This window comes from Rhodococcus mengyinensis (assembly GCF_048381435.1).
In the GTDB taxonomy this organism is placed as follows: domain Bacteria; phylum Actinomycetota; class Actinomycetes; order Mycobacteriales; family Mycobacteriaceae; genus Rhodococcus_F; species Rhodococcus_F opacus_D.
This window is the reverse complement of the sequence record NZ_JBLWIT010000091.1, coordinates 63,304-83,016: the sequence shown is the minus strand read 5'-3', so window position 1 is coordinate 83,016 and position 19,713 is coordinate 63,304. Positions and strand designations below refer to the sequence as shown.

Annotated in this window: 21 protein-coding genes; 9 read left to right on the top strand and 12 right to left on the bottom strand. The window is 67.5% G+C overall.

From position 1 onward, the window contains the following. Window positions 1–25 precede the first annotated feature (25 nt). The 6 genes from ACNJ7E_RS17135 to ACNJ7E_RS17110 form a co-directional block, all read right to left on the bottom strand. Entirely contained in the window at window positions 26–1,384 is a 1,359-nt protein-coding gene (locus tag ACNJ7E_RS17135; RefSeq protein ID WP_418340505.1) for an extracellular solute-binding protein, read from the bottom strand. Beyond that, window positions 1,384–2,553: an ABC transporter ATP-binding protein gene (locus ACNJ7E_RS17130; protein ID WP_418340504.1), complete on the bottom strand. Its 1,170-nt coding sequence runs from the start codon at window positions 2,551–2,553 to the stop codon at window positions 1,384–1,386. Before ACNJ7E_RS17130 ends, ACNJ7E_RS17135 begins: the two co-directional genes overlap by 1 nt. Window positions 2,554–2,701: 148 nt before the next feature. Beyond that, window positions 2,702–3,571, bottom strand: a complete 870-nt coding sequence (locus ACNJ7E_RS17125; RefSeq protein ID WP_418340503.1) for a MurR/RpiR family transcriptional regulator — start codon at window positions 3,569–3,571, stop codon at window positions 2,702–2,704. Between the two features lie 121 nt (window positions 3,572–3,692). Beyond that, window positions 3,693–3,998, bottom strand: a complete 306-nt coding sequence (locus ACNJ7E_RS17120; protein ID WP_418340502.1) for a hypothetical protein — start codon at window positions 3,996–3,998, stop codon at window positions 3,693–3,695. A gap of 119 nt (window positions 3,999–4,117) precedes the next feature. After that, window positions 4,118–4,342 (bottom strand): anti-sigma factor family protein, encoded by a 225-nt coding sequence (locus ACNJ7E_RS17115; protein ID WP_280782878.1) that lies wholly within the window; start codon window positions 4,340–4,342, stop codon window positions 4,118–4,120. A gap of 12 nt (window positions 4,343–4,354) precedes the next feature. Beyond that, window positions 4,355–5,056, bottom strand: a complete 702-nt coding sequence (locus ACNJ7E_RS17110) for an RNA polymerase sigma factor (protein WP_418340501.1) — start codon at window positions 5,054–5,056, stop codon at window positions 4,355–4,357. Between the two features lie 201 nt (window positions 5,057–5,257). Between ACNJ7E_RS17110 and ACNJ7E_RS17105 the strand changes: the two genes are divergently transcribed. The 4 genes from ACNJ7E_RS17105 to ACNJ7E_RS17090 all read left to right on the top strand — a co-directional run bounded on the left by ACNJ7E_RS17105 (window position 5,258) and on the right by ACNJ7E_RS17090 (window position 8,830). Further along, the gene (locus ACNJ7E_RS17105) at window positions 5,258–5,425 is read left to right on the top strand and encodes a hypothetical protein (protein WP_009476923.1); all 168 of its coding nucleotides are present in this window, start codon (window positions 5,258–5,260) and stop codon (window positions 5,423–5,425) included. A 63-nt stretch (window positions 5,426–5,488) separates the two neighbouring features. After that, window positions 5,489–5,929 (top strand): helix-turn-helix transcriptional regulator, encoded by a 441-nt coding sequence (locus ACNJ7E_RS17100; protein ID WP_005260757.1) that lies wholly within the window; start codon window positions 5,489–5,491, stop codon window positions 5,927–5,929. A gap of 13 nt (window positions 5,930–5,942) precedes the next feature. Then, window positions 5,943–6,356 carry a VOC family protein gene (locus tag ACNJ7E_RS17095; RefSeq protein ID WP_005260756.1) on the top strand — a complete coding sequence of 138 codons (414 nt, stop codon included), beginning with the start codon at window positions 5,943–5,945 and terminating at the stop codon, window positions 6,354–6,356. 53 nt (window positions 6,357–6,409) lie between these two features. Further along, entirely contained in the window at window positions 6,410–8,830 is a 2,421-nt protein-coding gene (locus tag ACNJ7E_RS17090; RefSeq protein ID WP_418340500.1) for an ATP-binding cassette domain-containing protein, read from the top strand. Here ACNJ7E_RS17090 and ACNJ7E_RS17085 read toward each other — a convergent pair. From ACNJ7E_RS17085 to ACNJ7E_RS17065, 5 genes are read right to left on the bottom strand one after another with little or no spacing between them, the layout of a single operon-like run. Then, a complete protein-coding gene (locus ACNJ7E_RS17085) occupies window positions 8,815–9,135 on the bottom strand; it encodes a DUF2218 domain-containing protein (protein ID WP_418340499.1) in 321 nt (106 codons plus the stop codon). The two genes, ACNJ7E_RS17090 and ACNJ7E_RS17085, sit on opposite strands and share 16 nt — an antisense overlap. Window positions 9,136–9,166: 31 nt before the next feature. Next, window positions 9,167–10,132 carry a VOC family protein gene (locus tag ACNJ7E_RS17080; protein WP_418340498.1) on the bottom strand — a complete coding sequence of 322 codons (966 nt, stop codon included), beginning with the start codon at window positions 10,130–10,132 and terminating at the stop codon, window positions 9,167–9,169. Then, the gene (locus ACNJ7E_RS17075; RefSeq protein WP_418340497.1) at window positions 10,129–11,220 is read right to left on the bottom strand and encodes a 4-oxalomesaconate tautomerase; all 1,092 of its coding nucleotides are present in this window, start codon (window positions 11,218–11,220) and stop codon (window positions 10,129–10,131) included. The genes ACNJ7E_RS17080 and ACNJ7E_RS17075 overlap by 4 nt, the downstream gene beginning before the upstream one ends. After that, complete coding sequence (locus ACNJ7E_RS17070) at window positions 11,220–11,936, bottom strand: 4-carboxy-4-hydroxy-2-oxoadipate aldolase/oxaloacetate decarboxylase (RefSeq protein ID WP_418340496.1); 717 nt, start codon at window positions 11,934–11,936, stop codon at window positions 11,220–11,222. The genes ACNJ7E_RS17075 and ACNJ7E_RS17070 overlap by 1 nt, the downstream gene beginning before the upstream one ends. After that, the gene (locus ACNJ7E_RS17065) at window positions 11,933–12,670 is read right to left on the bottom strand and encodes a PIG-L deacetylase family protein (protein WP_280782785.1); all 738 of its coding nucleotides are present in this window, start codon (window positions 12,668–12,670) and stop codon (window positions 11,933–11,935) included. The genes ACNJ7E_RS17070 and ACNJ7E_RS17065 overlap by 4 nt, the downstream gene beginning before the upstream one ends. 359 nt (window positions 12,671–13,029) lie before the next feature. Here ACNJ7E_RS17065 and ACNJ7E_RS17060 point away from each other — a divergent pair, with 359 nt between their 5' ends. From ACNJ7E_RS17060 to ACNJ7E_RS17050, 3 genes are read left to right on the top strand one after another with little or no spacing between them, the layout of a single operon-like run. After that, entirely contained in the window at window positions 13,030–14,004 is a 975-nt protein-coding gene (locus ACNJ7E_RS17060; protein ID WP_418340495.1) for an amidohydrolase family protein, read from the top strand. Between the two features lie 41 nt (window positions 14,005–14,045). Further along, window positions 14,046–15,413, top strand: coding sequence for an MFS transporter (locus tag ACNJ7E_RS17055; protein ID WP_280782783.1), 1,368 nt, complete (start codon window positions 14,046–14,048; stop codon window positions 15,411–15,413). Window positions 15,414–15,448: 35 nt separating this feature from the next. After that, window positions 15,449–16,795: an MFS transporter gene (locus tag ACNJ7E_RS17050; protein ID WP_418340494.1), complete on the top strand. Its 1,347-nt coding sequence runs from the start codon at window positions 15,449–15,451 to the stop codon at window positions 16,793–16,795. 14 nt (window positions 16,796–16,809) lie between these two features. On the opposite strand, the gene ACNJ7E_RS17045 is transcribed toward ACNJ7E_RS17050, so the two are convergent. Beyond that, on the bottom strand, window positions 16,810–17,478 hold the full coding sequence (locus ACNJ7E_RS17045) for a GntR family transcriptional regulator (RefSeq protein ID WP_280782781.1): 669 nt from the start codon (window positions 17,476–17,478) through the stop codon (window positions 16,810–16,812). Window positions 17,479–17,585: 107 nt separating this feature from the next. Here ACNJ7E_RS17045 and ACNJ7E_RS17040 point away from each other — a divergent pair, with 107 nt between their 5' ends. Then, entirely contained in the window at window positions 17,586–18,395 is an 810-nt protein-coding gene (locus tag ACNJ7E_RS17040) for a DUF1932 domain-containing protein (protein ID WP_418340493.1), read from the top strand. A 71-nt stretch (window positions 18,396–18,466) separates the two neighbouring features. Continuing rightward, the gene (gene acmB, locus ACNJ7E_RS17035; protein WP_418340492.1) at window positions 18,467–19,660 is read left to right on the top strand and encodes a methyl acetate hydrolase AcmB; all 1,194 of its coding nucleotides are present in this window, start codon (window positions 18,467–18,469) and stop codon (window positions 19,658–19,660) included. Window positions 19,661–19,713 lie beyond the last annotated feature (53 nt).

Sequence of the window (19,713 nt, the reverse complement as noted above, 5' to 3'; positions counted from 1 at the left end):
CGGTGTCTCGTTCTGTCGGAGGTGGTTACTGAATGAGTTCCTGCACGCGCTGCTGCGCCGCCTGCATGGTGGCGGCCGGATCCTTGCCGTAGTAGACCGCGTCCTCCACCGCCTGGCCGAGGATGTCGTCGGCCTGCACATAACTGTTGCCGGGGTAAGATTCCCAGGCCTCGAGCCTGTCGAGCTGACCGAGATTGGGTGCCAGGAGGGGGTTGTCGTCGGCCCAATCCTTCAGCGATGCCGGATCCTCGGTGAGGGACGGGCGCAGGGGAAGGTAGCCGATCTTGCTGGAGATCTCGGTGTACGCATGGTCGCTCGTCATGAACTTGATGAACTCCCACGACGCGCGCTGCTTCGCCGGATCCTGGGAAAACGTGAACAGAGCGGATCCCGAGTTGGTGGGCACCGCGGCGTGACCCTCGAAGGCGGGCATCGGCGCGGCACGCAGGTCCCAGCCGCCAGTCGCCGCCGACTTCATGAACATCCCCTGCAGAGCCGACGTCTGCAGCTGAATCGCCACGTCGCCCTTCGCGAAACTCTCGTACTGGGTGGTCGAGTCGAGGTTGGCGAGGACGCCGTCGTCGTACATCTGCCGCAACGCGGTCACCGCCGACACCGCACCGGGCTCGCCGAATTCGATGGTCTTGCGGTCTTGTGACAGCACATCGCCGCCTGCCGAGCGGAACAGCGCCTGCATGCACCAGTTGCCGCCCTTGACCGAGCACGACACGGACAGCGCCGGCTTGCCCGTCGCCGCGGTCACGGCTTTGGCGGCAGCCGCCACCTTCGGCCACGTCGACAGGTCGGCGTCGGCGGGCAGCCCGGCCTTCGTGAGCGCGGTCGCGTTGTAGAAGAGGGTGGGTGTGGAGAACACGTACGGGATGCCGTACGTTTCGCCGTCCCAGTCGCCGAGGGTCGCGGCCCGCGGGTGGAACGGATGCTCTCCACTGAACGTCGCGTCCACGGCCTCGGCTCCGAACAGTCCGTCGAGCGACTGGGCGCCGAGTTCGTTGACGGCGAAATCGAGGGTGTCGAAGGTCAATTGGGCCACATCGGGGGGCGAGCCGGCGAGCATCTGCGTCTGCACACTACTCGCGGTTCCGGCGCCGGCCGTGCCGCTGCCCTGCGGCGGCTGGGCCTTCACGTGGATGTTCGGGTGCTGCGTCTCGAAGTCGGCGACGAGGCCGTTGATCGTGTCCGACCAGAGCCCGGCCTGCTGGAGGTTGTACGACTCGAAGACGATGTCGACCTGCTGGTCGGGAGACAGTTCCGGGACCGGTGCGCCGGTGCCCGAGGCGCCCGGCGCGGCTCCGCCGGTGGCACAGCCGGTCAGAGCGGCGGCCACGGCCGCCACTACGACGACAGTAAATATCGGTCTACGCATCACGCTGCTCCTGTTGCGGAAAGTGTTTCGGGAGAGTGGTCCACAGCCGTGGGGGCCGCAAAGTCGGAGTCGGTGAGTTCCGGGACGTCGACCCATTCCAGGCGGCGTCCGGTCGCGCGGTCGAAGAGGTGCACGTGGGCGGGATCCGCGGTCAGGGCGGCGGATCGATGGGCGCGCAGTGCAATCGGTCGCGGTGCGCGCACGCAGACCGTGGCACCCCCGACCTCGCAGTACGCGACCTGCTCGCTGCCGAGATTCTCGACGGACGTGACGTCGACCGACAGCCGTACCCCGGGATGATCCACAGGGTCGGCGACACGGAGATGCTCCGGCCGGATGCCCAGGACGACGTCGCGGCCGTCGGTCTGTCCACGCCACAGCGGTGCGGTCACGCCCTCGGCGGACGCGACAACAGTGCCGTCGACGGTGCGGACGCGTGCGTCGAGCAGGTTCATCGCGGGACTGCCGAGGAAACCTGCGACGAACACGGACGCCGGCCGGTCGTAGACGTCCTCGGGTGTTCCGACCTGTTCGAGTGCGCCGTTGTTCAGCAGCGCGATCCGCGTCGCCATCGTCATCGCCTCGACCTGATCGTGGGTGACGTACACGAATGTGGCGCGGAGGCGACGATGGAGGTCGGTGAGCTCGCGCCTCGTCGCGGTCCTGAGCTTCGCATCGAGGTTGGACAGCGGCTCGTCCATCAGGAACGCCTTCGGGTCACGCACGATCGCGCGCCCGACTGCAACGCGCTGCCGCTGGCCACCGGACAGTTCCTTCGGCTTTCGGTCGAGCAGGTGCGCGATGTCGAGTTGCCGGGCGACGGCATCGACGCGCTCCGCTGCCTCCGACTTGCGCATCTTTTTGACACGCAACGGAAACGCGAGGTTCTTCGCGACGCTGAGGTGCGGGTAGAGCGCGTAGCTCTGGAAAACCATCGCGACGTCCCGGCGGCGGGAGGGCGCCGCGGTGATGTCGTCGTCGTCGAGCAGGATCCGTCCGCTGGTCGGCGCGAGCAGCCCCGCGAGCATCCTCAGCAGCGTGGTCTTTCCGCATCCGCTGGGCCCGAGGAGGACCAGGAAGTCGCCGTCCCGGATGTCGAGGTCGATGTTGTCGACGGCGGTGAAATCTGCGAACTTTCGACTCAGATTCTCGATCCGAATCCTGCCCATTGGCCTCTCCCGATGAAATGACGTTACCCAATCTCGACGAGACGGGGAATTTCGTTACATCGGTAGTTAGCCAGGGTCAGGTTAATGGCGGGCAAATGGCGATCCAATCAGCGGTGATGCTTCGCGCAACGGCTGTAGCACGATGCCATCACGGATAGATCAGCGGCACAATCTGTTTGAACGACTCTGCCGCTGCCTCGGCCGAGTCCCCCCGCGCCCGGCAGACAGCGATTTGCAGGCTGATGAGGAACGCGAGCTGCACTACCGTGGCCGATGCGCCCAGTCCACCCCACGGTCCCGTACCGCCGCCGATGACCAGTCCGATGTCGGATTTCTCCACGAGAGTCGAACGGGCGTAGCTGGTGACGCCGATGACCGTGGCCCCCGCTGCCCGCGCGGCCTCGACCGGACGCAGGGTGACCGAGTTCAACCCGCTGTCGCTCACCGCGAGGCACACGTCACGGGAGGTCAGGCGCCCGGCAGTCAATTGCTGGATCACGGCGTCGGACGGCGCCTCGGCGTGGCGGCCGTTGAGAATGAACCGCACGGCCACGGCAGCCGCCGACGGTCCGGACGCTCCGTTGCCGACAACGAGCACCCGCTCCGCCTCCGCGAGCGCCGTCACCGCCCGCTCGAACGAGTCTTCGTCGAGCGGTGCCAGGGCGCCGGCGAGATCCGTCGCCAGCTCGGCGAACACAGCCCGCACCAGTCCGGTGCCGTTCTCTTCGTGGGCGGGTGTTCCCCCCGATCCGGTATCGGCCGACCCCAGATCCCGTAGCAGCAACATCCGTAAGTGCTGGAACCCCTTGAAACCCAGATTCTGGCACGCACGAATCACGGTGGCAGTCGATGTCTCTGCGTGTTCCGCGACATCGGCCGCCGACCACCACGCAACATCCTGCGGACGCTCCACGCACACGTCCGCCACCCGACGCTCGCTCGGAGCCAGCTTGGGTGCGACGGCCCGGATGGCTGAGAGGGTGGCTCCTACGGGCGGATCGATCGACGACGCAGTCATGAGCCTTGAATAACACACAGCGGTGAACGAAGGGCGACAGCAGCCCCGCCGATTGCCGACCGGCGGAGGTGCCGAGCCGAGGGTGTGGCGAAAGATGCTGCCCCTCAGTTGGTATGCAAACTCAGTTGATTGGGACGTTCCAGACGATCGGGACCTGATCGGTGGGCATGTTCTCGGACCGGCGTTCCTGCCGCTGGTCGCGCTGCCGATCGCGGGTCCGATCGTCGTTGCCGCCGGGGATGTCGCGGCCGGTGTCAGGGGCGGCCACTGCGGCGACCGGGTGTTCCGCGGCCGGGGCGACCGCGCCCACGACGCCGACGGGAAGGACGCCGAATGCGGCTGCAGCCACCACCACGGTCACGATCCGCTTCCGCAGCGAGCCGCGGTGGGTGCGTCGGTCGTCTTGGTGCGAATGTGTGGCGTTCATGGTCTGAATTCCTGTCCGAGTGCCGCGAACCCAACGTTCACGGCTACTCGAACGGTGTCTGTGAGGGCGCGAAACGTTACACCCTGCCGGACATTATTTTTGCGGCGAGTTTCCCGCCGTCAACGCCACTTGCGGAACGCGGCGAGCAGGCGGTCCCGCAACGCCGGATCGAGCTCGTCCGGGGGGAGCGCGCCGAGGGTGTGCACCGTCTGCTCGATCTGTTCGAGATAGGTGGCGCATCCCGGGCATTCGCCCAGATGGGTTTCGAATCGGACCCGGGCGTCGGGATCCATGTCATTCTCGAGGTAGGCCGTGACGAGTTCGACGAGGTCCTGGCAGTCCATGTCTTCCATGTCTCACGCTCCCGTTCCAAGATAATCCTCGAGGGCCTGGCGCACGTGCGCGCGACCCCGGTGCAGCAGCACCCGCTGGTTCGCCGGGGTGATCGAGAGCATCGCGGACACTTCCTCGGCGTCGTAGCCGAGGACGTCACGCAGAACGACCACGATCCGCTGGCGGTCGGGTAGGTGCTCGAGTTCGCGGCCGGCGACGTCGAGTACCTCCGCACCGAGGACCGACCCCTCGGGGGTCTCCGGCCAGCTGGTCGGCGGAGTCGCCCAGTGGTGTGGATCCTCCGGGGAGGATGCGGGCAGGAACCGGGACGGGTCCACGGTGGCGCTGCCCGTGTAGGCGGCCAGCGCGGCGTCGAGATCGTGCCGGTCCCGCACTCCCCGTTTCTTGGCGATGTTGACGAGTATCCGGAACAACCAGGTGCGGAGGGTGGAGCGGCCTTCGAATCTGTCGATGCCCTGGAGGACGGCGATCCAGGTTTCCTGGACGACGTCTTCCGCGACCTCGGCGCTGGCCACGTATCCCCGCGCCACGCGCAGCATCATCGGTGTGTGCTGGTCGACCAGTTCGGCGAACGCCGACTCGTCGCGTGCCCGTAGAGAGTCGACGAGGCACTGCTCGTGCGAGGTATCGATCTCGGTCATCCGCTCCTCCTCGGTGATCGAGGCGCTCCGGAAGCGTGGCCGCGTGAGACGGCCGGATGCCATCCAACATTACTGATTTCGGGGGCAGCCGTCGATGGCGCTGCCCGATCTCGTGGTGGTAGGGCCGAACGGCCCTGTCTCGGCTTCGCGGTGCGGGGAAGACTCGGTGCGGAGGGGTGGCGGGCCGCGGCGACGCGGTGACGGTCGCGGCGGCCCGGGTGCCCCAGGCAACGACTGGACCTGGCAATCCAGGGAGGGCGACGCATGGACTTTCGGCGGACTCCGCTGGCGCGGTCGGAGAATTACTGGGAGCAGCTGGGTTCAGTGGAAGCTCGCCACCTGGACGGTGCCGAGCGGGACCGGCTGCCGGCCCCGGACGAACAGGTCTCGCTCGTCGACCACTGCCGAGGCGCAACACCCGACCCGGCGTGAGGAGCGTGAGCGCGGGGCGAGTGACGCTAGGCAACTCCGGTTCGACGTGGCACGATCTCGTTTGTGACGAGCAGTACCGCTGAGAACCAGCGCTTACGCGACCTCGCGCTGCTGCGCCGCGTCCGCGACCGGATCGATCGGGAGCACGCGCAGCCGCTGGACGTCGAGTCGCTCGCCCGTGGCGTGAACATGTCGGCCGGGCACCTCAGCCGTCAGTTCCGGCTAGCGTACGGCGAGTCTCCGTATTCGTACCTGATGACGCGGCGCATCGAGCGGGCGATGGCGCTGCTGCGTCGTGGTGACCTCAGCGTGACCGAGGTGTGTTTCGCGGTCGGCTGCTCGTCGCTGGGCACCTTCAGCACGCGGTTCACCGAGCTGACCGGGGTCCCGCCCAGCACCTACCGGCGCCAGGAGGCGGACGCGACGGCGGGCATTCCGTCGTGCGTGGCGAAACAGGTCACGAGACCGATCAGGAATCGAGAAGCGCAGGTCGCTGATTCGTAATTATCGTGATCCCATGGACATCACAATTCACCAGACCTACCTCCCGCAGGACGACCCGGACGCCGCGTTGGCCTTCTATCGCGACACTCTCGGCTTCGAGGTCCGCAACGACGTCGGATACAACGGGATGCGCTGGATCACGGTCGGCCCGGCCGACCAGCCCGGCACGTCCATCGTTCTGCATCCGCCGGCCGCCGACCCCGGTATCACCGACGACGAGCGCCGCACCATCACCGAGATGATGGCCAAGGGCACTTACGCTGCCATCAACCTGGCCACCAGGAATCTCGACGGCGTCTTCGAGAAGCTGCAGGCCAGCGACTCCGCGGAGGTCGTTCAGGAGCCGACCGAGCAGCCGTACGGAGTCCGTGACTGCGCCTTCCGTGATCCCGCGGGCAACATGGTTCGTATCCAGGAACTGCGCTGATCGACGCCGACGGAGACCGCGAAGGCGGCTCCGCCCCAAGAGAGGGAGACAGGATGGGCACGGGCACGAAGACGGGCACGACGGGGCGAGCGAAGCGACGGGAAAACTCGGAGTCGCCGGATCTGCACCTTGCTGACAGTCACGATCTCATCCGCGTGCACGGCGCGCGCGAGAACAACCTCAAGGACGTCAGTGTCGAGCTTCCGAAGCGCCGGCTGACGGTGTTCACCGGTGTCTCCGGCTCGGGCAAGAGTTCGCTGGTGTTCGCGACGATCGCCGCGGAGTCACAGCGGATGATCAACGAGACCTACAGCGCCTTCGTGCAGGGTTTCATGCCGTCACTGGCGCGACCCGACGTCGACGTACTCGACGGGTTGACGACGGCGATCATCGTCGACCAGGAGCGGATGGGCTCGAACCCCCGCTCCACCGTCGGCACCGCCACCGACGCCAACGCGATGCTCCGCATCCTGTTCAGCCGGCTCGGGAAGCCGCACATCGGCTCGCCGCAGGCGTTCTCCTTCAACGTCGCGTCGATCTCCGGCGCGGGCGCGGTCACCATCGAGCGCGGCGGTCAGGAGACGAAGGAGCGGCGGAGCTTCAGCATCACCGGCGGCATGTGTCCGCGATGCGAGGGCCGGGGCTCGGTCACCGACTTCGACCTGACGGCGCTCTACGACGACAGCAAGTCGCTCAACGAGGGCGCGCTGACGATCCCCGGCTACAGCATGGAGGGCTGGTACGGCCGCATCTTCCGGGGCTGCGGCTACTTCGATCCGGACAAGCCGATCGCGAAGTTCACGAAGAAGCAACTGCAGGACCTGCTCTACAAGCCGCCGACCAAGATCAAGGTCGAGGGCGTCAACGTGACGTACGAGGGTCTGATCCCGAAGATCCAGAAGTCGTTCCTGGCCAAGGACGTCGACGCCATGCAGCCGCACATCCGCGCGTTCGTGGAGCGGGCGATCACGTTCGCCACCTGCCCCGACTGCGACGGCACCCGACTCAGCGAGGGGGCGCGATCGTCGAAGATCAAGGGGAAGAGCATCGCCGACGTCTGCACGATGCAGATCAGCGACCTCGCCGACTGGGTCCGGGACCTGAAGGAACCGTCGGTGGCGCCGCTGCTCACCGGGCTGCAACATCTCCTCGACTCGTTCACCGAGATCGGGTTGGGGTACCTCTCCCTCGACCGGCCGTCGGGCACCCTGTCCGGTGGAGAGGCGCAGCGCACGAAGATGATCCGGCATCTCGGTTCGTCGCTCACCGATGTCACCTACGTCTTCGACGAGCCGACCATCGGCCTGCACCCGCACGACATCCAGAGGATGAACGGCCTGCTGCTGCAGTTGCGCGACAAGGGCAACACGGTGCTGGTGGTGGAGCACAAGCCGGAGGCGATCGCGATCGCCGACCACGTCGTCGACCTCGGACCGCGCGCCGGCACCGAGGGTGGTCAGGTGGTGTTCGAGGGCACCGTCGAGGGTCTGCGTTCCAGTGACACGCTCACCGGGCGGCATCTGGACGACCGGGCGTCGCTGAAGCAGTCGGTGCGCACACCGTCGGGGGCGCTCGAGGTGCGTGGCGCAGACAGCCACAACCTGTGCGGCGTCGACGTCGACATTCCACTCGGCATGCTGGTGGTCGTGACCGGAGTGGCGGGCTCGGGCAAGAGTTCGCTGATCCACGGTTCGGTGTCCGGGCGGGACGGCGTGGTGTCGATCGACCAGGGCGCGATCAAGGGTTCCCGGCGAAGCAACCCGGCGACCTACACCGGGCTGCTCGAGCCGATCCGCAAGGCGTTCGCGAAGGCCAACGGCGTGAAGCCGGCGCTCTTCAGTTCCAACTCCGAGGGCGCGTGCCCCACATGCAACGGCGCCGGTGTCATCTACACCGACCTGGGTGTGATGGCCACCGTCGAATCCCCCTGCGAGGAGTGCGAGGGGAAGCGGTTCCAGGCCGAGGTGCTCGAGTACACGCTGGGCGGCCGGAATATCGCCGAAGTGCTCGCGATGCCGGTGGCCGAGGCCGAGGAGTTCTTCGGTTCCGGCGAGGCACGGATCCCGGCGGCGCACAAGATTCTGCAGAGGCTCGCCGACGTCGGGCTCGGCTACCTCAGCCTCGGACAGCCGCTCACCACGCTGTCCGGCGGCGAACGGCAGCGGCTCAAGCTGGCCACCGCCATGGCCGACAAGGGCGACACCTACGTCCTCGACGAACCGACCACCGGCCTGCACCTCGCCGACGTCGAACAGCTGCTCGGACTGCTCGACCGGCTCGTCGACTCCGGTAAGTCGGTCATCGTCATCGAGCATCACCAGGCGGTCATGGCGCACGCCGACTGGATCATCGACCTCGGCCCGGGCGCCGGCCACGACGGCGGCCGGATCGTGTTCGAGGGCAGGCCGGAGGATCTGGTGTCCGCCCGCTCCACCCTCACCGGCGAGCACCTCGCGGCCTACGTCGGCACCTGACCGTCCCTTACCCATCCGACGGTCAGACCGTCACGTTCGCCGAATCTGACGAGATGCCTTCCGACGACGTCTTCCAGTCGGGGCAGCTCGCCGGATTCGGCGACGAGGTGCAGGTGTAGTTCGCCGTCTCCGGCGGTCACCGTGGCGCGGCCGCCGGCCAGGTCGATCCAGCCGGATCGTGTGTCCGGTGTCCACTCTCCGCCGTTGCGGCGGCCGAGGTGGGACACGAGTTGTTTGCCGTACCGTTCGGGCCGGTCGGTGCGGACGGTCGCGTGCGATTCGCCGCCCGTGATGTCGTCGGTCATGTCGGTCCCTTTCGACGGTGCGTCCCGTGTCTCAGTGGGTGCTCGGAACGGGTGGGGTGCCGTGGGTGTGGAACGTCTCGATGGTCTTCATTCCCCACGCCTGACCCTTCGACCGTTCGGCCTCGGTCCATTCGATGACGTCCCAGTCGGGATCGAGGATCAGCCGCGCTCCGGGGTTGCAGAACTCGATGCGGTTGCCGCCCGGCTCGTAGACGTAGAGGAAGAACGTCTGCTGGATGGCGTGCTTGTGGGGTCCGGTCTCGATGTGGACGCCGTTTTCGAGGAAGACGTCGGCGGCGCGGAGGATGTCCTCGCGGGTGTCGGTGGCGAACGCGATGTGATGCAGACGCCCGTTGCTGCCCGTCCAGTCCTCGGTGTAGACCACGTCGTAACTCTTGTTGGTGAAGGTCAGCCACTGTCCGGCGATTTTGCCGGTGTTCAGCCGGATCTGTTCGGTGGGACGGCCGCCGAGGACGTCCCGGACGAAGGTTCCGTTGGTCTCGACGTCGGCGGCGAGAAAGTTCACGTGGTCGAGGCGGCGGACCGTGGCGGGTGCCCCCGGGTAGCGTTCGGCCTGATTCTTCAGCGCCGGCGCGAACTCCGCCGGAGGAGCGGTCTTCTCGACCTCCCAGTACAGGTCCATCGGGTGACCGTCGGGGTCGGCGAACGTGTAGGTCTTGCCGATTCCGGGATCACCGTCGCGCCACCCGATGCCGCGGCCGGCGGCCTCGATCGCCGAGACACGGCGTTCCAGTGCCGCAGCACTCGACGTCCGGTAGCCCAGCCGCCCGATGCCCGACGTGTCGTGGGCGGTGAGCTTGAGGGAGTGGTGCTGGTAGTCGTCCCACGAACGCAGGTACACGCTGTCGCCGTCGGCGGCGACGTCGCGCAGCCCGAGCAGTTCGGTGAAGAACCACCTGCTCTCGTCGAAGGTCGGGGTGAACAGTTCGACGTAGCCGAGGTGGGCGATGTCGAAGCGGGCGTCGTCGGTGCTCATGAGTTGTCCTCGGTGTGGGGGCCGGCGGGCCGGGGGTAGACGGTGCCGTCGAACAGGGTGCGGGCGGTGCGGATCACGGCGGCGCGGCGGATGTCGACGCCGGCGTCACCGGTGTAGGTCAGGTCGATGTCGACGTCGAAGTACCCGGTGGGGTGTTCGATGCGGACGACGCCGTCGTCGCGGTGACGGCTGAGTCGATCGGCGACCGATCCGGGGATCCGGACCGCGGTGCCGACGGTGAGCGCTCCGAGCACGCCGATGGCGGTGTGGCACCGCACGGGGATGAACGTGCGGGTGTCGAGGGTGCCGTCGCCGAGCGGGGCGGCGACCAAGGTCATCTTGGGGACGGTCGTGGTGGACACATCGCCGAGGCCCATCAATTTGCCTGCCTGCGACCGGATGTGGGCGAGCCGGTCGGCCAGGTCGGTGTCGGCCTCGAGGTCCGCGGGGCTCTCGTGTCCGCTCACCCCGAGATCGGCGGCAGCGATCAGGACCGTCGGCATGCCGTTGTCGATGCAGGTGACGTCCACTCCGTCGATGGTGTCGACGACGCGGCCGGTCGGGAGCAGCGTCCCGCAGGTCGAGCCGGCGGTGCCGGAGAACGCGATGCTGATCGGGGCGGCGGCGCCGGGCACTCCGGCGATCTCGCAGCTGCCGGTGTAATCGACCTGCCCGCCCGGTGTCGGGAACGTTGCCGTGGCGAAGCCGTCCGAATTGACCATCCGGATCCGGACACTCGTGTGCTCGGAATCGGCAGGCACCAGGCCGTGTTCGACGGCGAACGGGCCGACGCCGGCGAGGATGTTGCCGCAGTTCTGCGCCGACGACACGAGGGCCTGATCTACCGCAACCTGCAGGAACAGGTAGTCGACGTCTGCGCGCGGATCATCCGACGGGCCGATCACCGCGACCTTGCTGGTGAGCGGGTGGGCGCCGCCGATCCCGTCGATCTGACGGGGATCGGGGGAGCCCATGACGCGCAGCAGGAGATCGTCCCGCTCGCGGAGGTCGGAGGGGAGATCCGCGGCGAGGAAGAACGCCCCCTTGGACGTACCGCCCCGCATCCACGTGCAGGCGATGCCGCCCATTACAGCGTCTCCTGCTGTTCCAGCCGGTACTGCTTCTGCGACAGGTACCGCACGCCGAGGGAGTCGAGGACCGGACGCAGACCGTACCGGTCCAAGCCCAGCTCGCCGGCGCGGAAGGACTGTCGCGCAGCCTCTTCCTTCTCCAGCCGGGCGCGGGAGGCGGCGACGGTGTCGGCGGCGGTGGCGCGGGGCACGATGACCACACCGTCGTCGTCGGCCACCACGACGTCGCCCGCGTCGACGGACACGAGGCCCAGGGTCACGGGGATGTTCACCGCGCCGGCGGTGGCCTTGACCGTGCCCTGCGCGGACACCGCGGTGGACCACACGGGAAAGCCCATCTCGTTCAGTTCGGCGACGTCGCGGACGCCGGCGTCGATGACGAGTCCGCGGACACCCCGCGCCTGCAGGGCGGTGGCGAACAGTTCGCCGAACATGCCGTCCGTCGAGGGGGAGTTGGTGGTGACCACCAGGATGTCGCCGGCGCTGCACTGTTCGATGGCGGCGTGGATCATCAGGTTGTCGCCGGGCCAGGACAGGACGGTGACGGCGGTGCCGGCGATCCGGGCGCCGGACTGGATGGGCCGGAACTGCGGGCCGGCGAGGCCGGTACGCCCCTGTGCCTCGTGCACCGTCGCGGTGCCGAACTCGGCGAGGGCGTCGACCGTGTCGAGGGGGGTCTTGGCCGGGTCGGTGAGGATCACGGGGTCTTTCACGACAGCACCTCCGCCACCTGCGGGTAGTACCGCACGTACGCCTCACCCATCGTGTCGGTGCTGAAGCCGAGGTTCGGTCCGGCGTTGCGCTTGACCTGGACACCGCGCCGTCGCGCGAGGTCGGTGTAGTAGGTCCACATGTGTTCCTGCGCCACAAGGGATTCCATCGCCTTGCGCTTCTGCGGGAAGACGTCGGTGATGTCGATCAGCACGTTCGGCTTGAAGTCGCACTGTTCGGGCTGGTGCGGCTCGAAGAAGAACACCGGCGGGGCGCCCAGGGGCTCACCCTCGGCGGGGTACCCGATCGCCTGGGCCAGGATGCGGGCGTCGAGCGCCATTCGGGCGGCCGCGGGATGGTCGGCGTTGTACGGGTCGATCAGCGGATGGGTCAGCACGACAGTCGGATTGACGTCGCGGTAGACGTGCACCAAGCGGTCGACCAACTCCGGCGAGGGCAGCAGCGGGTAGTCGCCGGCGTCGAAGAACTCGATCTCCGCTCCCAGTGCCGACGCGGCCGCTTCCGCTTCTCCCCGCCGGATGTCCTTGATCTCCTCGAGCGACTTGCCGTCCCGCCATGCCCGAGCGGATTCACCGCGCTCGCCGTAGCTCAGGCACACGACTTTCGCGCGTTCGCCGCGAGCAGTGGCGGCGGCAATGGCGCCGCCGGCCCGCCAGACGAAGTCGCCCGCGTGGGCGCTGACGACCAGCAGGGCCGGTTCTACCTGATGTGCCATGAGAGATTCCTTTCCTCGCTGTCCGAGATGTGGACGGGGGCACCTCGCCCGGTAGCAAGTAGCGCATATTGCCGACCAAATTGTCAACAATCACGTACTCATTTTTCACGACGAGAAGGTTGTGGAGATCGTGGCGGATCGTATAGGTTATGTGCCGAGTGACCTGAGTCACGCGATCGGATCATCGCTGTGAGGAGTGCCATGCCGGCTGTTTCGTTCGGCGCCGCGGCGCCGCGCCGATTCGGGCGCGAGCGATGCGGTGCCGTCGGTACTCGTTGGCCCGCAGGGATTTCCGGTCAACATGGACACAACGGCCGCACTGCTGACGCATTGTGCAGGATGCCAAGGAGAAAGAAACTATGTCGGATCTGAGTCGACGCGCGTTCCAGGGAAGTACCTCCGCACTACTGGCGGGGACCGGACCTTTCACCAAGACCCCGGGCTGGCTGGACTGGTACCAGAACCCATCCACGCCGCGCTTCGAGGTGCCGGCGGGATCGGTGGACGCCCACTGCCACGTTTTCGGGCCCGGCGCCCAGTTCCCCTTCGCGACCGAACGCAAGTACACCCCGTGCGATGCGAGCAAGGATCAACTCTTCGCGCTGCGTGATCACCTGGGGATGAGTCGCAACGTCATCGTTCAGGCGACCTGCCACGGATCGGACAACAGCGCGATGGTCGACGCCGTTCGGGCGGCCGGCGGCCGGGCACGCGGCATCGCCACGGTCCGCCCCGACATCACCGACGCCGAGTTGCGCCGACTCGACGAGGCGGGCGTGCGAGGAGTGCGGTTCAACTTTCTTCCGCGACTGGTCGAGGGCACCCCGAAGGACGACTTGACCACCATCGCGCGGAAGATCGCCCCCCTGGGTTGGCATATCGTCATCTATTTCGAGGGCCCCGACCTGGAAGGCCTGGAGGGTTTCTTCGACACGTTGCCCACCCCGCTGGTGGTGGACCACATGGGACGACCGGACGTCACTCGACCTGTCGACGGGCCGGAGTTCAGCCGATTCCTGAGCTTCGTCGCGCGTAACGAGGCGTGGGTGAAGGTCAGCTGCCCGGAACGGCTCACCGTCACCGGCCCGCCGGCGCTGAACGGCGAACAGAACGCCTACACCGACGTCGTGCCCTTCAGTCAACGAGTAGTCGAGGAGTTCCCGGATTCGGTGCTCTGGGGCAGCGACTGGCCCCACCCCAATCTCACCGACCACATGCCCGACGACGGGCTCCTCGTCGACCACATTCCCCACGTGGCCACCACGCCGGAACTGCAGCACAAGCTCCTCGTGGCCAACCCGATGCGCCTGTACTGGCCGGGCGAGGACTACTGAGCCCTCCCTCCACTGCAACATTTCCCGAGAAGGATTGTCCCGTGCAGCATTCCAACGCAGCGAATCGGCTGGACCGCCTGCCGATTTCGCGGTTCCACAAGATCACCCTGGTGGCCGTCTCGTTCGCCTACTTCTTCGAGTTCGCGGACATCAACACGTTCGCCACCACCGTCCCCAAACTCGTCAAGCTGTGGGGGGTCACCGTCAACCAGGTCGCCTACGTGACCTCCCTGTCCTTCGTCGGCATGTTCTTCGGCTCCCTCATCGGTGGCTGGATCGCCGACCGCTGGGGCCGTAAGAACGCGTTGGCCATCACCACCCTGTGGTTCGCCGTCTTCTCGTTCGCGTCGGTGTTCTCCTGGGACATCGTGTCCCTCGGCGTACTGCGGGTTCTCACCTCGGCGGGGCTGTCGGCGATGACCGTGGTGGCGGTCATCTACGTCAACGAGATCTACCCCGCCGCCGTTCGCGGGAAGTACCAGGCCTACGCCATCGTCATCGGCATCTGCGGCACGCCGGTCACCAACCTCGTTGCCGCCGCGGTCGTTCCGCTCACCGACTGGTCGTGGCGGCTGGTCTACCTGTGGGGCAGTCTCGGCATCCTCTTCCTCCTCTTCACCCGGCACCTGAAGGAATCGCCCCGCTGGTACGAGAGCAAGGGGCAGTACGAGAAGGCCGACGCCGTTCTGAGCGAGATCGAATCCCGCGTCGCCGCGGAGAAGGGCCCGCTGCCCGATCCTGCCGCCCCGATCGCGGTGGCGACCAAGCAGACCAAGGCTCCGCTGCGGCTGCTCCTGCAGAAGAGGTACCTGGTTCCCACGGTCCTGCTCTCGGTCATGTGGGTGACCCAGACCGTCGGCTTCTTCGGCTACTCCAGTTGGGCGCCCACCCTGTTGGCGCAGGAGGGCCTCAGCGTGGAGAAGTCGATCTTCTACGTCGCGCTGACGACGGTCGGTGCGCCGCTGGGCTGCTTCCTCGCCGCACAGGTCACCGACCGCGTCGAACGCAAGTGGTGCCTCGTCGCATTCGGTGTGGTGATCGCGATCTGCGGCCTCTTCTACGGGCTGACGTTCAACCCGATCATGATCGTGGTGTTCGGCTTCCTCGTGAACTTCTTCGAGCGCGGGTACACCGCAGTGGCCTACGCCTACTCCCCGGAACTGTTCGACACTCGGACCCGGTCGTTGGGCACTGGTGTCTCCTACGGGCTCGGACGTCTGTCGAACGCCGTCGGTCCGCTCGTCATCGCCGCGCTGTACACCGGCACCGGGTATCAAAGCGTCTTCTACTTCATCGCCGGAAGCTGGCTGGTCGGTGCGCTCGCTCTGGCCGTCTTCGGACCCAGGACCCGGCAGGCCCGGCTCACCGATCCGCCCGTGGAGGTACCGACAGCACCCACCACGGCATGACCAGGGCTGAAGCCCCACAATCATCTGGAGTGCCCATGACCATCGACCACACCGGGTCCGAGCACGCCCGGACCCGCCTCGCTCTCACGGTGCTGGCCCTGTGTTGGTTCGCCATCCTGTGCGACGGGCTCGACACCTTCGTCTACGGTGCGGTGTTGCCGCGCATGCTCGCCGACCCGACCCTCGGAATGAGCCCCGGAGCCGCCGGCGCCGTGGGCAGCGTCGCGACCCTCGGCATGCTGATCGGCGCGCTGGCTGCCGGACCGATCGCCGACCGGCTCGGCCGGCGCACCGCGATCGTCGCGGGCGTCGCGTTGTTCTCGATCGCGTCACTTGCCTGCGCGGTCGCCCCCTCTGTCGAGGTCTTCGCAGCGGCGCGGGGTGTGGCCGGCCTCGGCCTCGGCGGGCTCATCCCCACCGCCATCTCGATGGTCATGGAGTACGCCCCGCGCGGCAGGGCGAACCTGATGGTCGCGTCGCTGATGACCGCCCATCAGGCCGGTGGCATCCTCGCTCCGGGACTGAGCATGCTTTTCCTGGAGAGCCGCGGATGGCGCTTCCTGTTCCTGCTCGGTGGCCTACCGCTGATACTCGCCGTGCCGCTCATGCTGAAGTTCCTCCCCGAATCGATGGGGTACCTGCTCGCTCGCGGCCGCGTCGCCGATGCCGAAGCGCTCGCTCGCAGTCGAGGTGTGGCGGTCGCGGACTTCGTGACGGCCCCGACCGGCACGGGCGGGGCGTCGTCGACGACTGCGCACCGGATCCGCCTGCTCTTCGCCGGATCCCGTGCGATCACCACCCCGGCGTTGTGGACGGCGTCGTTCGCCGGGCTGCTGCTGGTGTACGGGGTGGCCACCTGGCTGCCGGTCATGATGCGGTCGACCGGGTACGAACTCGGCTCGGCGTTGAGCTTCCTGCTGGTGATCAATCTCGGTGGCATCGCGGGCATGCTGATCGCCGGGCAGGTGGCCGACCGGGTCGGACCGATCCCGACCGCGCTCGTGTGGTTCGCGTTGACCGCGATCGGTATCGCGGCGCTGTCGGTGCAGATGCCGCTCGCCGCGACCTACGCCGTGGTCTTCGCGACCGGTGTGTGGTTGTTCAGCGCCCAGACCATGGTCTACGCCGGCGCCGCCGCGCACAGCGAGGCCGACTTCCGGGCCACCGCCGTCGGGCTCACGTCGGGGATCGGCCGGTTCGGCGCTGTCTTCGGCCCCTGGCTGGGCGGCGTGCTCGTCGCTTCCGGGACTCCACGGTGGGGGTTCGGGGCCTTCGCGGTTGCCGCCCTGCTCGCGGTGGCAGCGCTGGTGGTGGTCTTCGTGACGGACCGCGTCGGGTCGCGTGCGACGACGAGTTCAGTGCGCGAACGGGTCTCCTTGTGAATGCCCGCGTGCGGTCATCCCTGCCGGGCTTCGGCGACGTCCTCGAGCGCGGTGGTCACGCTCGCCAGGTGGTGCCGCATGGCTGCCTCCGCCCGCTCCGGGTCGCGCGCGCAGACCGCGTCGATGATCGCGACGTGCTCGGGCAGCGAGACCGACATCCGGCCGGGGTGCATCGACAGCTTGAACTGGTGTCGCACCAGCTGGCCACGCAGGCGCTCGAGGATCTCGTCGGCCGAGTGCTGCGCACTGATCTCCCGAACGCGTTTGTGCAACAACTGGTTCGCCCGCGAATACCCGAACACGTCTCCGGCCGAGACCGACGTCGTCAATTCCTCGCGCAGGGCGGTGAGTTCCTCGATCTCCGCGTCGGTGATCTTCTGGGCCGCCTTCGCCGCGCACAGTCCTTCGACGACCATCCGTACCTCGGTGATCTCGACCGCCTCGTCCAGCGACACCGACCGCACGCGGGCGCCGCGGTTCTGGATCCGCTCGACGAGGCCCTGGGCGGTGAGTTCGTGCAGGGCCGCCCGGACCGCGCTGCGACTGGCGTCGTACTGCGCACACAGGTCTGCCTCGACCATGCGCTGGTTGGGCGCGAAATCCCCGTCGAGGATCGCTGTGCGTATCAGGTCGGTGACCGCAGCCTGATCCGTGCTGTGCTCGCGAGCTTCCTTCACCGGCATCGGGCTATCTCCGCTCAGATCATCACCAAAATTGTTACCGATATTGTACCGACCCGTCGTCGCCGGGATCGCACATGGCACCAGATCCACCCAGGAAAGAGGAACCGATGACCCAGCAGACGACGATCGCCGTCCTCGGACTCGGCGAGGCAGGCGGTGCATTCGCGCGCGATCTGATCGCCGCCGGCGCCACCGTTCGTGCCTTCGACCCCGCAGTCGCCGCACCGGACGGTGCCGTCGCGTGCCGGTCCGAGGCCGAGGCCGTCGACACCGCCGACCTCGTCCTCAGCGTGAACAACGCGCGCGCCGCAAAGGCCGCACTCGAACGGGGAAGCCCCGCAATGAGTGCCGATGCCGTCTGGGTGGACATGAACACCGCCGCGCCCGACCTCAAACGCACCCTCGATGCTCACGCCGCGCGACGCGGACTCGGTTTCGTCGACGTGGCGATCATCGCTCCGGTCCCCGGCCGCGGACTCCGCACCCCGCTGATGGCGAGCGGTCGCGACGCACACCGGGCCGCGGAAATCCTCACCCGTCACGGGGCATCCGTCGACATCCTCGACGCACCGGCGGGTGCGGCCGCGGAACGAAAACTGCTGCGCAGCATCTTCTACAAGGGCATGTCCGCGGCCATCGTCGAAGCCCTCACCGCGGGTCGCGCGCTCGGCCTCGAAGAATGGCTCACCACCAATATCGCCGACGAATTGACCCGGGCCGACGCCGCCACGATTGCCCGCGTCGTCGACGGAACGCGTCGCCACGCCAGGCGCCGCGCCGACGAAATGGACGCCGCGGCAGCCATGCTCCGCGCCCTCGGTATCGACCCCGACATCGCCCAGGCCACCCACGAACTGCTGACCAAGATCCCGGCGCCATCAGCAGGTGCCGAACCGAGACGTGCCGTGCCGAACTGAGACGTCGCCACCCTCCGCCCGGTCATAGCGTCACGTTCCATCAGTGACCACAGACACGACAGGAGAGTGGGATGTCCGATCTCAACGCCGCGCTCGGCAAGGTTCTCGACAGCGTGACCGAGGAAGGTGCGCCGAGGGTGCCCGGAGTGGTGGCGATGGTGACCGATCGCGACCGCACGGTGTTCGAGGGTGCCGCCGGGGTGCGGTCCCTGGCCGACGGCGAGCCGATGACCGCCGACACCGTATTCGCGATCTTCTCCACCACCAAGGCGATCACCGGGACCACCGTGCTGCAGTGCGTCGAAGAGGGTCTGCTCGACCTCGACGCGCCCGCCCGCGAATACGTTCCGGAACTCCGTGACATTCAGGTCATCGAGGGATTCGACGCCCACGGCGATCCGGTGCTGAGAGCACCGAAGCGGGACATCACCACCCGGATGCTGTTGTTGCACACCGCCGGGTTCGGATACGACTTCTTCGACGAGACCTACAACCGGTTGGGGGTGGAGCACGATCAACCCGGCGTGATCACCGCGACCCGGGCGTCGCTGACCACGCCGTTGCTCTTCGATCCGGGCGAGAAGTGGCAGTACGGGACGAACATCGACTGGGCCGGCCAGGTGGTCGAGGCGATCCGCGGCAAGCGGCTCGGCGAGGTGATGGCCGACCGGGTGTTCGCGCCCCTCGGCATGCACGACACAGCTTTCACGCTGACCGGATCGATGGCTGCCCGGCGCGCGACCATCCACCAGCGCGAGGAGGACGGCCGGCTCACTCCCTTGGATCTGGTGCTGCCGCAGGCCCCCGAGATCGACATGGGCGGGCACGGCCTCTACTCCACGGTGGGCGACTACCTGAAGTTCCTGCGGATGTGGCTGAACGACGGAGACGCCCCAGGTGGCCGAGTGCTGCGGGCCGACACGGTGCAGGCCGCCGTGTGCAACGGCCTCGAGGGACAAGAGGTCGGGATGCTGCCTGCCGTAATACCGGCCCTCACCAACGACGCCGAATTCTTTCCCGGACAGCGTAAGTCGTGGGCGTACACGTTCATGGTGAACGAAGAGGACGCGCCCACCGGCCGGCCCCGGGGGTCGCTCGGGTGGGCCGGGCTCGCCAACTCGTACTACTGGATCGATCGCCGCAACGGAATCGCCGGGTACTGGGCCACCCAGGTCCTGCCGTTCGCCGACCCCGTGTCGTTCGGCGGCTACCTGGACTTCGAGACGACGACGTACCGTCACGCCACTGTCGGCTCACCCGTCTAGGTCGGTCTCGAATCCAGTTTTTTCACTGGATGGCCGGCAGCACTGCCCGGTAC

What these genes read in the sequence shown, in the direction of transcription:
- ACNJ7E_RS17135 (WP_418340505.1), bottom strand. Translation starts at nt 1,384, where the DNA reads ATGCGTAGACCGATATTTACTGTCGTCGTAGTGGCGGCCGTGGCCGCC.
- ACNJ7E_RS17050 (WP_418340494.1), top strand. Translation starts at nt 15,449, where the DNA reads ATGACCATCGACCACACCGGGTCCGAGCACGCCCGGACCCGCCTCGCT.
- ACNJ7E_RS17120 (WP_418340502.1), bottom strand. Translation starts at nt 3,998, where the DNA reads ATGAACGCCACACATTCGCACCAAGACGACCGACGCACCCACCGCGGC.
- ACNJ7E_RS17105 (WP_009476923.1), top strand. Translation starts at nt 5,258, where the DNA reads ATGGACTTTCGGCGGACTCCGCTGGCGCGGTCGGAGAATTACTGGGAG.
- ACNJ7E_RS17045 (WP_280782781.1), bottom strand. Translation starts at nt 17,478, where the DNA reads ATGCCGGTGAAGGAAGCTCGCGAGCACAGCACGGATCAGGCTGCGGTC.
- ACNJ7E_RS17130 (WP_418340504.1), bottom strand. Translation starts at nt 2,553, where the DNA reads ATGGGCAGGATTCGGATCGAGAATCTGAGTCGAAAGTTCGCAGATTTC.
- ACNJ7E_RS17110 (WP_418340501.1), bottom strand. Translation starts at nt 5,056, where the DNA reads ATGGCATCCGGCCGTCTCACGCGGCCACGCTTCCGGAGCGCCTCGATC.
- ACNJ7E_RS17075 (WP_418340497.1), bottom strand. Translation starts at nt 11,220, where the DNA reads ATGGGCGGCATCGCCTGCACGTGGATGCGGGGCGGTACGTCCAAGGGG.
- ACNJ7E_RS17090 (WP_418340500.1), top strand. Translation starts at nt 6,410, where the DNA reads ATGGGCACGGGCACGAAGACGGGCACGACGGGGCGAGCGAAGCGACGG.
- acmB (WP_418340492.1), top strand. Translation starts at nt 18,467, where the DNA reads ATGTCCGATCTCAACGCCGCGCTCGGCAAGGTTCTCGACAGCGTGACC.
- ACNJ7E_RS17065 (WP_280782785.1), bottom strand. Translation starts at nt 12,670, where the DNA reads ATGGCACATCAGGTAGAACCGGCCCTGCTGGTCGTCAGCGCCCACGCG.
- ACNJ7E_RS17040 (WP_418340493.1), top strand. Translation starts at nt 17,586, where the DNA reads ATGACCCAGCAGACGACGATCGCCGTCCTCGGACTCGGCGAGGCAGGC.
- ACNJ7E_RS17115 (WP_280782878.1), bottom strand. Translation starts at nt 4,342, where the DNA reads ATGGACTGCCAGGACCTCGTCGAACTCGTCACGGCCTACCTCGAGAAT.
- ACNJ7E_RS17085 (WP_418340499.1), bottom strand. Translation starts at nt 9,135, where the DNA reads ATGACCGACGACATCACGGGCGGCGAATCGCACGCGACCGTCCGCACC.
- ACNJ7E_RS17095 (WP_005260756.1), top strand. Translation starts at nt 5,943, where the DNA reads ATGGACATCACAATTCACCAGACCTACCTCCCGCAGGACGACCCGGAC.
- ACNJ7E_RS17125 (WP_418340503.1), bottom strand. Translation starts at nt 3,571, where the DNA reads ATGACTGCGTCGTCGATCGATCCGCCCGTAGGAGCCACCCTCTCAGCC.
- ACNJ7E_RS17080 (WP_418340498.1), bottom strand. Translation starts at nt 10,132, where the DNA reads ATGAGCACCGACGACGCCCGCTTCGACATCGCCCACCTCGGCTACGTC.
- ACNJ7E_RS17060 (WP_418340495.1), top strand. Translation starts at nt 13,030, where the DNA reads ATGTCGGATCTGAGTCGACGCGCGTTCCAGGGAAGTACCTCCGCACTA.